The sequence below is a fragment of the Leptolyngbya sp. FACHB-60 genome, assembly GCF_014695775.1.
GTDB lineage: Bacteria > Cyanobacteriota > Cyanobacteriia > Phormidesmidales > Phormidesmidaceae > Nodosilinea.
In genome coordinates, this window is record NZ_JACJOX010000078.1 from 17,281 (window position 1) to 27,908 (window position 10,628).

Annotated in this window: 5 protein-coding genes; 3 read left to right on the plus strand and 2 right to left on the minus strand. The window is 46.4% G+C overall.

Translation table 11 applies throughout. From position 1 onward, the window contains the following. Nucleotides 1-60 precede the first annotated feature (60 nt). On the minus strand, nucleotides 61-690 hold the full coding sequence (locus H6F57_RS26550) for a response regulator transcription factor (RefSeq protein WP_190507667.1): 630 nt from the start codon (nucleotides 688-690) through the stop codon (nucleotides 61-63). Beyond that, nucleotides 687-7,496, minus strand: coding sequence for an AAA family ATPase (locus H6F57_RS26560; protein WP_199290055.1), 6,810 nt, complete (start codon nucleotides 7,494-7,496; stop codon nucleotides 687-689). The genes H6F57_RS26550 and H6F57_RS26560 overlap by 4 nt, the downstream gene beginning before the upstream one ends. Before the next feature lie 439 nt (nucleotides 7,497-7,935). Here H6F57_RS26560 and H6F57_RS28515 point away from each other — a divergent pair, with 439 nt between their 5' ends. From H6F57_RS28515 to cas12k, 3 genes are all read left to right on the plus strand, one after another. After that, nucleotides 7,936-8,118, plus strand: coding sequence for a helix-turn-helix transcriptional regulator (locus tag H6F57_RS28515; RefSeq protein ID WP_313933703.1), 183 nt, complete (start codon nucleotides 7,936-7,938; stop codon nucleotides 8,116-8,118). Between the two features lie 119 nt (nucleotides 8,119-8,237). Then, nucleotides 8,238-8,519, plus strand: coding sequence for a hypothetical protein (locus H6F57_RS27250; protein WP_199294940.1), 282 nt, complete (start codon nucleotides 8,238-8,240; stop codon nucleotides 8,517-8,519). A 6-nt stretch (nucleotides 8,520-8,525) separates the two neighbouring features. Beyond that, complete coding sequence (cas12k, locus tag H6F57_RS26570) at nucleotides 8,526-9,899, plus strand: type V CRISPR-associated protein Cas12k (protein ID WP_313933704.1); 1,374 nt, start codon at nucleotides 8,526-8,528, stop codon at nucleotides 9,897-9,899. Nucleotides 9,900-10,628: the final 729 nt, after the last annotated feature.

The window sequence follows — 10,628 nt, forward strand, 5'->3', positions numbered from 1 at the left end:
AGGTGCTCACTATCTCTGCAACGAGCCCTCAACCGAACTTAAGTTCGGTTCTCATCGCGATCACAACTTGGCGAGTCCTCGTTTCAATGCTGTAATCACCGCTTGTGTGCGATCGCTCACACCTAATTTGCTCAAAATTCGGTTGATGTGGAACTTAACCGTACTTTCGGTAATATTCAAAGCCACACCAATACTGTGGTTACTCAGGCCAAGCGCCATCTGACAAACAACCTCTCGTTCGCGATCGCTCAATTCTGGAATGTTCATCCGTTGCACCAACTTGGCAGCAACTTCAGAAGGGATATATTGTTGCCCACTATGAACGATCTGGATAGCGCTAAGCAGAGCATCCGGTTCAGCATCCTTGAGCAAATAGCCCTTGGCTCCAGCACGTAACGCTCGATAAATATCCTCGTCGCCGTCGTACGTGGTCAGTATGACAATGTGAGCATGGGCAAATTCAGCACAGATTGCTAAAGTCGCATCAGCACCACTCATCTGGGGCATTTGCAAGTCCATCAAGGTGACATCAGGTTGGAGTTGTCGATATAGGGCGATCGCTTCCTGTCCATTGCCTGCTTGACCAACCACCGTCATATCCGGCTCGTTTTCAATCATCGCGGCTAGTCCTTGCCGGACAATGGTGTGATCATCAACGATCAAAACACGGATCGCTGTAGGCTGGCTCATACTGATGCCTCTCGATTTACAGATACAATCACTTCGGTTCCCTGCCCCAGTCGGCTCTCGATCGAGAGTTGTGCCCCAATGCGTTCCGCTCGCTCGGTCATCCCCACTAAGCCAAATCCATGATTTAGGAGCGTATGATTGACTTCAAATCCTTGTCCGTTGTCTCTAATTTGCAAGAAGCATTGCGTCAACTCATAAATTAACTCAATCCGAATTTCGGTTGCGTTTGCATACCTGACAGCGTTTGTAAAAGCTTCCTGTGCAATTCTTAAAAGATTGTTTTCAGTTTCAGCAGGCAGTACATAAGGTGTGCCGATAACCTCACAAATTAAGCTGGTTTCGGTTGAAGATTGCAGAGCGGCTACAAATCGTTCTAGCGCTGTCCAGAGATTGCCATCTTCTAGCGATTGGGGACGGAGTGCCGCAACCGACCGTCGAGCTTCTGTCAGCCCGCTGCGAGCCAAATCTCGTACCGTATTAATATGGGTTTGAATTGCGTCAGGGTTAGTGATCACCAATCGAGAAACGGTTCCCATATGAACCAGAATCCCCGTAAAGGCTTGCGCCAGCGTATCATGAATTTCTCGCGCCATCCGGTTACGTTCTTCTAAAATTGAGGCTTCTTCGGCACGTTTGCGATCCGTGATATCTCTTGCTAGCCAAATGACAGAATGTTCTGAGATGGGTGAAATGCGAGTTGCAAACCAAGTTTTCCACTCTCCCATCATCAAGCTATACTCAACCGTTAGAGGTTGCTGAGTGGTCAATGCTTGCCGAATATAGCCAAGAAATGTATCGGCTTGCGATTGCTCAAAAATTTCATGTAATGTTCGGCCTACCTGTTCGTCAATCGGTTTATATGATTTTTCTGACTCGATGAGGTTCGCTCTCAAAACACGCCCTTCTGCATCTACCTCCAAGAGAGGATCGGGCATGGCTGAAAAGAGCGCACGAAGTTCTGCTTCAGAGGCTTGCAACGCTACTTCTGCCTGTTTGCGTCTAATCCCTAATGCAATCTCGCGAGCCGCAAACTCCAACGCCTCAAAGTTGGACAACGGAATGGAGTGTCGAGTAAACATTGCAATCACGCCAACAAGCTGCTCATCCAGCAAGATGGGATAGCCCGCAAATGCCACCATGCCTTCTCGTTCTGCCCATTCTTGATCAATGGAGGGTTCATAAAACACATTGTTGGTCAATAAAGGACAGCGGTCCTGAGCAATTCGTCCAACTTTGAAGTTACCTATGGAAACTCGACTGTGGGTACCGTCAAGACGGGTATACATCCCTGCACTGGCTTGTAACTCCAAAAAATTCTTGTCTTTATCTAGCGTCCAAATACGAGCGAATGCAGCAGTAAAGTGCTGAACAACGGCTTCAGTACAGCGTTGCAGCATCAGGGGCAAACTATCACTTTGAGCAAGGGCATTGTCCACATCAGCGCGAAAAGCGGAGAGGATGGACTGTTCCCGAAACTGAGCTTCGGACTGGCGCAACACTTCTTCTGCTTTTTTGTGATGGCTAATGTCTGTGTTTAGAGCATAGAATCCTTTGACTTGAGCATTACCATCAATATGGGGAATCAAGGTCGCGCTAATATATCTTTTTCCAGATTGCAAAGGCATTTCTACTTCCAGAGTTGCAGTTTGCCCTTCAAACACCTGATTGATATACGGTTCAACTACTTGATAAGCTCTGTCACCCAAGATTTCACGTACATGCTTACCCAGAATCTGATCTCGATTACAGCTAAACCAGTCCTCGTAGGTGTGGTTAACAAAGCAATAGCGTTGATTAGCATCCACGTAGCTGATACAAACGGGGAGAGCATCAGTGATCAGTCGTAATTCCTGTTCCCGGTGGCGCAGTGCAGCTTCACTTTCCTGCAACGCTGCTGTTCGTTCTGCAACCTGTTGCTCTAAGGTGCGGTTGTAATCGGTTAGTAGTTGCTCGGTTTGTTTGCGCTCTGTAATGTCTTGAAAGGCGGCGATCGCATAAACTACATTGCCCTGTTCGTCAAAGACTGGCGTTCCCCATACCTCAACGGGTATAACAGTGTTGTCTCGATGAATCTCCAAATCATCTGTTCTTGTGCGTTCACCTCCCAGTGCGCGGAACAGCGCTAGTTTCTCAGTAGGATATTTTTGACTTGTTCCCGCTAAATAACCTTGATAAATTTCTACAAGCTGATCAAGTGTTGCAGAAGGAACAGCACCTTTGCCCAAGAGCTGAGTTGCCTGCTGGTTGAAGTAGTAAGGACGACCCTCCGCATCCACGACGCTAATTCCTACTGGAACTGCTTCTAGAAATTGAGCCATCTGACTTTCGCTAGTGCGTAGCTTTGAGTAGAGTTTGGCGTTTTCGATCGCGATCGCGGCCTGAGTGGAGAGTAAATTCAGAACTTGCAATCGCTCCGGTGTAAAAGCTCCAGCCGCTAATTGATTTCCCAGATACAACACGCCAACCAGCTTACTTTGATTCAGCAGCGGCAAACAGAGCAGTGATTGAATTTGGTTCTGCTGAATGTAGGGATCATTGATGAAATTACCTTCACGAGTTGCATGATTCAGAATCACAGATTCATTAGTTCGGATCACATAATGAATAATGGATTCTGGTAAGCGATTTGTAATTGGAATCGATTGCAGCACTCGTGTAGCGTAGACCTGTTCACCATCGTTGAGTTCACACGCTGCTTCGATCGTCCATGCGCCTGAGTTTTCCAAAAGCAGACACCCGGTCTGTGCACCAGCATTTTCAATCAAAATCTGCATTAAGGAATGAAGCAACTGATCCAGTTCAATTTCACTCGAAATTGCTTGAGCTGCTTTCATCACCGTCGCTAAATCGAGAGCAGTATGTGAGGTGTTATAGGTAGTTTCAGAAGTAGCACGGGTTGGTGTATAAGCCGTGTCTGACAACTGAGAAAAGAACTGTGGATAACGAGTTTCTAAGTCTTTGATCTTTGCCGTTGCTCCCCAACGTTTATAACAGTAGTGAGCTTCTTTCATGTAGAGCTGGGCAAACTTTTCCAGACCTCGCGCTAGATAATGTTTAGCAGCTAATTCGTAGGCTAACGCCTCTTCCTGAACATATTCGTTTTCCCTGGCTCCTTGAATCGCTTGTTCGTAAAATTTTTCTGCCTCCAGCCACTGCCCCAACACTCGCGCTTTTTCTGCCTCAACCAGATGATATTTATGCAGGAAATTCATGGGCGCGTGATCTGCCCAATGTTCCATTTTTTCCTGATTAACCGCAACTTTGTTGAGGATTTCTGCCTGAGTTTGATCGCTGCTTCGGGGATAGGTTACAAGTCTTGCCAGAGAATCATAGAGGTAGTAGAAAGGCTCAAGGGGTGCGCCTTTCAATGCGCCTAGTTGACTTTCTGCTCTAGTTGAGCTTTCAACTGCCTGAGTGTATTCAGAAAATAAATAGCATAGGAAAAGTTTAAGGAAATTTATTACCAGGATTACGCCTTCAAGTTTTTCCTGCTGTGGCAGTTCATTTTCCTCATTATAGGCTTCACCAACCAAACGGGTTGGACTCTGTGAGCATCCGATCAAATTCAAGACAGACTGCTGAAGTAATCGAAGCCAGATTAGTGACATTTTCTGTTTAATTTGCCGGATTGCTTCACTGTATGTCCTCATCTCGCGTTCAATCTCCACGAGTTGCCTGCCAACAATAAAGGCTTGGAAGCAATAAGTGTGAGCGCAATAGGAGGCATACTCTAAATCTCCGGTTTCTAACCCACTTTGATAGCCTTCTCGCAATGGCTTCGCTATTTCTCTAAGATGTTCTTTCCAGTGGATGATGAAGTCATTTACAGTCAGCAATATTCTAGCTTTAAGTGAATGGGTATCCAGTTGTGACAAAAGCCTGAGAGCAAGCTGTCCAAACTGATAACCAATCTCGATGTTTCCAACCATTCCACAAAAAACAAATCCTAAATTGGCATAGGCAAAGGGGGACACAGAAGCATTGCCATAATTAATGGACAAGTTGACCTGTTTAGATGCCAGTAGGGACAACAGATCGGGAGCAGCAAGATATGCAGCGATCGTTATACTAGATAGAATTCGCATTGCTGCCAATTTGTCTGGCTCAGTCATTCGCGGCAAATGGATTAAGTCTCCGATGGGTTCACCGTTAAAGAGAGATGTGATCCTATCTAGTTCAAGTTGAATTTCCGATTGACTTGTCTTCTCAGAAAAACTGATTCCCAATTGCTGCAAAACTTGAAATGCAGTATTTATTGCTTTCAGGGGTTGGTTCTGCACCATATCGGTTTGAATTTTGACTTCGTAGATGTTTATAGTGTCAAGAATTGTTTTAGCTTGTTGCAGAACAATTCCTGCCCAACATTCCATCTGCTCAAACTCACCACACAAAAATGCAACTTCTGTGGTTTCTGTGTATACCGCCAGGGTCATATCATAGTTCGTTTTCCAGCTAGAAGCTGTTAGCCATACCATACTTGTGTTTAAATAGTTTTTCGCCACGCTATAGGCGATCGCCCCTTTTGCTTTCTGCCCTGCGGTTAAATTTAATCTGGCAATCTCATCTCGTTCAGATTGATCAGTAACCAGCTCAAGTCCATGATTGAGATGATCCACAATCTCAAATAGGCGCTCTGATAGTTCTTCGGATAACGTTTTCTCAAGCAGATTGCGACCAATTTGGAGATGAATTGCTTGTTTTTGAGACTCATCAATTAAGGTGTAGGCAGCTTGCTGAACGCGATCGTGCAAGAATTTATACTCTTGAACTAATAAGTTCTCATCTAATGCAGAGAGTGGTTGAATGAGTCCAGCGTGTATCGCTGTTAATAAGTTACGGAAAACTATTTGAGGCGATTGTTCACACACGATCGCTAATATTTCTAGATCAAATTCAGCCCCAATGCAGGCGGCCAGTTGAAGTATCTGCTGTGTCGCTTCCGGCAGTTTCCGCAACTTGCTTAGTATTAACTCCGCCACATTATCGGTGATGTTTAGAGCTTGAATTTGATTAATGTTCCACTGCCAGCTTAGGCACTCTGCATCAAAGCTCAAAAGATTTTCACTGTGCAGCAGTCTCAAGAATTCACCAATAAAAAAGGGGTTGCCCTCAGTTTTACGCAACACTAATTTAGCCAAGGGGCGAACGCTATCGGCATCCTGATGTAGTGTCTCAGCGACCAGCTGAGCTAACGGCTCAAGGGTTAGAGGTGCTAGAACAATTTCTTGAAGCACTGCCCCTTGTTGTCGCAACTTCTCTAGGGTCAACACAAGTGGATGAGTTGAAACCACTTCGTTGTTTCGATATGCTCCTATCAAGAATAGGAATTGGGTTTGCTCGTCGAGCAGCATTAGTTCGATTAGCTTCAGCGTGGCTGAGTCAACCCACTGCAAATCATCTAAGAAGACAACTAGCGGATGTTCTTTAGAACAAAACACTCGAATGAACTGCTGAAAAACTCGATTGAAGCGGTTTTGAGCTTCTGTTACTCCAACGTCTGCTACGGGTGACTGCTTGCCAATAATCAGTTCTACTTCAGGAATCACATCAACGATAAGTTGTCCACTGCTTCCTAAAGCAGTAAGAAGGCGCGATCGCCACTGCTGCAGTTGCTCAGTCGGTTCACCCAGCAATTGTTGCACCAATTGTTGTAAGGCATGGGCGATCGCACTGTAGGGAATATTTCGCTGAAACTGGTCAAACTTACCAGAGACAAAATAACCGTGTCTGGCAGTAATCGATTTGTAAAGCTCTTGCACGAGTGCTGATTTGCCAACACCTGAGTAGCCAGAAACCAACATCATCGTGCCAAATGAGGGATTAGGGAGTTCTTCTTCATTCCTTGCTATTTTCTCAAATGTTGCCAATAGCGCTGCAATTTCTGTTTCTCGTCCATACAATTTTTGGGGGATGCCAAGCTGTTCCGACACATCTTGCAGCCCCAGTTGAATGTCGTCAATTTGTCCTGTTTCTGTAAGCTGGCGAAGGCAGATTTCTAAATCTGCTTTGATACCCCAAGCATTCTGATAGCGATCTTCGGCATTCTTCGCCATCAGTTTTGTAATGATGTCTGAAATAGCTTTAGGAATTGCTACGTTTAACTCACATGGGGAAACAGGTTGTTTGGCAATGTGACAATGGACTATTTCTAGAATGTCTGTTGTTGTAAACGGCAACTGTCCAGTTAAAAGCTCGTAGAACGTCACACCGAGCGAGTAAAAATCGGTTCGGTAGTCCAGCAAACGGTTCATACGCCCAGTTTGCTCGGGAGAAAGGTAAGCAAGAGTGCCCTCCAACGCATGGAGACTTTTGAACATCGGATTCGTGCGATTAAATCGGGTAGCAATACCAAAGTCAATGATTTTGATAACGCCAGCATCCAGATTGAGGACGATGTTGTTAGGATTGATGTCTTTATGAACAATCCCAGCCGCGTGAATTTTCCCTAAAATATTTGTGATATCGATAGCAAGATGCAGAAATGTAGATAAGTGCATAGGGCAGAAACTTGATTGCTGCCTCATCCATTGCTCTAGGGACTCACCACCAAAGTCTTCTAAAAGAATAGCAAGCGTACGGTGATAGTCCTGCTGGCTATATGCCTTGACCACTCCCTCCAGATTGAGAGAGCGGGTAATTTCATATTCCTGTCGGTAACGCGTTAATTCTTGAGGAGAGGGATAATCCTGCTTGAGCATTTTGACGATGATCGCCCGCTCATCTTGCATCCTAATCCCTCGGTACACCAAGGAATTTGGGCTTTCGTAAATTTTCTTGTGGATGGCAATTCCAGATAAAGCAATCATAGAACGCCCTCTCAAAGGATACTATGTCACAAGCTATGCCACCAATTATATCGGTTTCAATGGAATTCCAAAAAATTGAAATAATTCAATCCATAACAAGGAACAATTCTATTACAGAATCAGAGTAATGTGTATTCCAGAATACTTTAGCTCTCAATAAGCTTTCGTCGAGAAGATTTCTAAGTTAGGCAGACAATTGCTTCAATGCTCAACGAGAGAATCAGTTTTCAGATTAAACTTTGTCAAGAAAAGACTTTTATTCGGTCATACAAAGGTGGGGTGTGCCCGAATTCATTCCTAAACTCTGAGTAGGGAATAGATAAGCACGACACCTACGGCTATGCTCCTACGGAGACCGGTGGTATGACCTCAGATTGGGGCAGCGGCAAGGGCACGTGAAATATGATGGGATGGGCACAAAACCCTCATCAAGAGCCTAATTGACCAGCAAAACATTATTCGGTATCGTTTTTGGCAAGACACTGGGATTAGTCGAGCAACCGCTGATCGGTTGTGTGATGACTCTGGCTACATTCCTACAGGTGATGTGCTCGAAAAAATTTGCCGGGCCTACGGCTGGCAATCAGGAGACTTCATCATCTACGAGCCAGATGAGCCCTAGCCCCTTCCGATTCTTCCTAACTATCAAGTAGGCATAGCGGTTACTTCAATGACTAAATAGGGCTTGAGTTAGCGGGCAGCAAATGATACATTTGCACTATTTTGTAGCGGCGAAAGCTCATGGCTCAAAAAACAATCCAGTGCCGCCTTGTCGCTTCACCCACAACCCGGCAATACCTCTGGATGCTGGCCGCAGAGAAAAATACGCCCTTAATCAACGCCCTCATTCAAGCCGTTGTTAATCATGAGGATTTTGAGGCTTGGCGACTCAAGGGTAGGCATCCCGCTGATGTGGTCACCAAGCTTTGCAAAAGCCTGAAAAACGAAGCCCCTTTCTCCGACCAGCCCTCTCGGTTCTATGCTTCTGTTGAGAAAGCCGTCAATTACATATTTAAGTCCTAGTTTACGATTCAAAGTCGTCTAAAGCGCCAAATATCTGGCAAGCGAATGTGGCTCACCATCCTCAAAAGTGATGAGGAGCTAATTGAGATGTGCGGCCAGGATTTAGAAGCCATTCAGAAAAAAGCCGCTCAAATTCTGGCTCAGATTGAAAAAAATGTTGAGATAGATAAGAAAGGCAGCCCCGTCAAATCAGCAAAAGACTTAATCCGGGCGCAACTCTTCAAAAAGCACGATGGTGCCAAACAAGCCCTAATCTGCTGTGCCACTGCTTACTTACTCAAAAACGGTGGCCAACTTCCTGATAAACCTGAAGAGCTTGAAAAATTTGCCCATCGCTGTCGCAAATCCGAAATCCAGGTGCAGCGCCTTCAAGATCAACTCGAAGCCCGCATTCCCAAAGGCCGCGACCTAACTGGGCAAGCCTGGCTCTCGACCCTGCTAACCGCCACTACCACCGTGCCCAGGGACAACCGTGAGCACAAGCAGTGGCAAGACAAGCCGCTAGCCCAGCCTCGCACCATCCCCTTTCCTATCCTGTTTGAAACCAACGAAGACTTGGTCTGGTCTTGTAACCAGGCTGGTCGTCTCTGTGTGCACTTCAAGGGTCTTAGTGAGCACACCTTTCAGATTTACTGCGACCAGCGGCAACTTCCTTGGTTTCAGAGATTTTTAGAGGATCAAACAACTAAACGGGCCAGCAAAAGACAGCACTCTAGCGCTCTCTTCACCCTGCGCTCCGCCTGTATCTCTTGGAAAGAGAGTGATCACAAATGTCGTCCTTGGGATACCTATTACCTCACCCTCTCCTGTACTATCGATACACGCCTCTGGAGCGAAAAAGAGACCGAGGACGTGCGCCAGGAGAAAGCCGCAGAGACCGCTGAGGTGCTCACCCAACTTAGCAAGAAGAGCAGCTTGTCTGATACCCAGCGAGATTATGCCAAACGGCTCACCTCTACCCTAGAGAAGCTCAACAGCCCCTTTGACCGACCCAGCCAACCTCGCTACCAAGGCAACCCCCACATCATCGTTGGCCTGAGCCTGGGCTGGGATAATCCCCTGACTCTAGCTGTTTGGAACGCTCAGACCCAAGAGGTACTGGCTTACCGCAGTCTCAAACAACTTCTTGGCAAAGACTATGCCCTATTTCTTCGGCAACGGCGAGAACAAGGTAAACAATCCCATGCCCGCCACAAAGCCCAACGCCAGGGCAAGAACAACCAGTTTGGCACCTCTAACCTGGGAGAGCATGTAGATCGACTGCTAGCGAAGGCAGTGGTGGTCATAGCTCAGCAGTACGGAGCTGGCAGCGTTGCCGTTCCAAAGTTAGACAATATTCGTGAGATCTTACAAGCCGAAATTGAGGCGAAAGCCGAGTAAAAGGCCCCAGGCTCGGTAGAAGGCCAGAAACGCTATGCCAAGCAGTACAAAAGTAGCATCCACAAATGGAGCTACGGCAGGCTGCTAGATCAAATTGCGAGCAAAGCTGCACAGAACGGAATGGCTATAGAGGCTGTTAAACAGCCCTGGCAGCAAAATGTTGGGGAGATGGCAAAGGCAGTTGCGATCGCAGCCTATGATTCCAGACAGTAGTATTTTAGTACTAAAGTCTGCACTACAATAGGCCCAAAGCTTTGAACCTGGAAAACTGAATATCTCAATAGCGCCGCGACTCATGCTTTGGCCTCTGAGTCGTGTGAAATAAGGGTTAGTTTGGCTGTCGGATGACAGCCGTGCTTTCTGGCCCTGGTAGCTACTCGCCCTGATGCTGTCGGACGAGAGGCCTAGGCTTCTCCGAAGAGATTAAGTCGTAGTTGATGTGCTTGTAACTTCAATTATGGCGTAGGTGCGCTCCCAGCAATAGGGGTGCGGATGTACTGCTGTAGCGGCTACCAAATCACCTCCGAACAAGGAGGAACTCGCTCCAATATTGGGTTTAAGGGTCTTTCGTAAGGTGAAATTATCCTTCTCGATCCGCGCAAAGTCTGGAATGCCTATCAGAGCTAATTTGCAAAGTAAATCTTAAGCCACCAGGCGACGCAGCATGAGACGGATGAACGCTCCATAAACCATAGCTTCGGCATTTTCGGTGTGCAGTTCATAATCCTT

Coding starts and splice junctions, on each gene's coding strand:
- H6F57_RS27250 (WP_199294940.1), top strand. CDS start 8,238: ATGGCTCAAAAAACAATCCAGTGCCGCCTTGTCGCTTCACCCACAACC.
- H6F57_RS26550 (WP_190507667.1), bottom strand. CDS start 690: ATGAGCCAGCCTACAGCGATCCGTGTTTTGATCGTTGATGATCACACC.
- H6F57_RS26560 (WP_199290055.1), bottom strand. CDS start 7,496: ATGATTGCTTTATCTGGAATTGCCATCCACAAGAAAATTTACGAAAGC.